This is a genomic window from Streptomyces sp. NPDC002130, assembly GCF_040296465.1.
Classification (GTDB): Bacteria; Actinomycetota; Actinomycetes; order Streptomycetales; family Streptomycetaceae; genus Streptomyces.
This window is the reverse complement of sequence record NZ_JBEOXI010000767.1, coordinates 1-1,546: the sequence shown is the minus strand read 5'-3', so window position 1 is coordinate 1,546 and position 1,546 is coordinate 1. Positions and strand designations below refer to the sequence as shown.

The 1,546-nt window shown below is 71.3% G+C and carries 1 protein-coding gene and 1 pseudogene; one reads left to right on the top strand and one right to left on the bottom strand.

Annotated elements, in window-relative coordinates; all coding sequences use genetic code 11:
- Window positions 1-89 (bottom strand): annotated as a pseudogene (locus ABT116_RS45320) (M23 family metallopeptidase); the annotation flags it as partial.
- A gap of 274 nt (window positions 90-363) precedes the next feature.
- Between ABT116_RS45320 and ABT116_RS45315 the strand changes: the two are divergent.
- Entirely contained in the window at window positions 364-1,518 is a 1,155-nt protein-coding gene (locus ABT116_RS45315; RefSeq protein WP_351646890.1) for a SchA/CurD-like domain-containing protein, read from the top strand.
- Window positions 1,519-1,546 lie beyond the last annotated feature (28 nt).

Below are 1,546 nucleotides of genomic sequence, written 5' to 3'. Positions count from 1 at the left end.
GCCTCGAAGTGCAGGTGCGGCCCGGTGGAGTTGCCCGTGGTGCCCGACTGGCCGATCCACTGTCCGGGGCTGACGCACCGGCGCCCCTGGCGCCGGTGGCGAAGGCGGTGACCCGGGCATGAGGACGCCCGGGCGCGGACGCGCACATCACCTGAGCGGGGGACCGCGACCGGCGGGCCGAGAAGCACCCCGACGGCCGAGGTCTCCTGCGCCCATCGCGTCCGGGCGTCATCCGCCCCGTCACTCACGTACTTCATCCGAGTCGCGCGATGTGCGGAGACGGGCACAGGATCGAGGAACGCTGACGTCGCATCACTGCGGCCAACGTTCACTTTCCCCCTCCGCGAAGGAGATGTGCGCAGGATGACCACCACATCCGAACGGGTTGCAGGTTCGCGGGCGCGCCAGGCGTCGCACCATGTCTCGCAGTCCGTGTTCGACGGTTCCCGGCTCCGAGTCGTCCTCCTGGTCGACGTCCACGACGGCGCCCAGCAGGAGTTCCTCGATGCCTACGAACAGCTGTGCAACCAGGTCGCGTCCGTCCCCGGGCACGTCAGCGACCAGCTGTGCCAGTCGATCGAGAACCCCTCGCAATGGCTCATCACCAGCGAGTGGGAGAGCGCCCCGCCGTTCCTCGCCTGGGTCAACAGCGAAGAGCACGTGCGGATGGTGGAGCCGCTGCACAGCTGCGTGCGCGACACCCGGTCCCTGCGCTTCCACGTCGTCCGCGAGACCGGCGGCCCGGCGGCGGACGCCGACCAGGCGGAGCGCCGGCTCCAGACGGCGCCCAGGATCGGCGACGGCGTGATCCGGCACGCGCTCACCTTCACCGTCAAGCCGGGCAGCGAGGAGATCGTCGCCAAGATCCTCGCCGACTACGCCTCGCCCGAGCCGCAGGTCGACGACACGACCCGGCTGTGCCGCACCTCCCTGTTCATGCACGGCAACCGCGTGGTGCGGGCCATCGAGGTGCGGGGCGATCTGCTGGCCGCGCTGCGCCACGTCGCCCGGCAGCCCGAGGTCCGGGCCGTCGAGGAGGCCATCAACCCCCATCTGGAGCAGAATCGGGACCTCAACGACCCCGAGTCCGCCCGGGTCTTCTTCACCAGGGCCGCGCTGCCCGCCGTCCATCACGTGACGGCGGGGCGGCAGAACCCCCAGGCCGAGCGGTACGCCCTGTACTACCCGGCCCGGCCGGACCTCGGCATGAAGCTGGCCGAACTGCTCTCCCGTCAGGACGAGACGGCGGCGGACGACCCGAGCAGCCCGGTCCTGCGCAGCACCATCTTCCAGCGCGACGACGTCGTCGTACGGCTCATCGACGTGCGCGACGGGCTCGGAGCCGCCGACCCCGCCCAGATCCTGGGTCTCACCGACTCGGCGCAGGCGGCCGAGCTGACGACGCTCCTGGACGATGCGGGCAGGGACACCACCACGTCGAAGGACGGCGGCATGGCGCGCCTCCTCGAACTCGCGCGCATGGACCTCGTCACCGACCGCCGGTCGCCCGACGCCTGATTCACCGTCCCGTGGGAGAGGCGGTGGC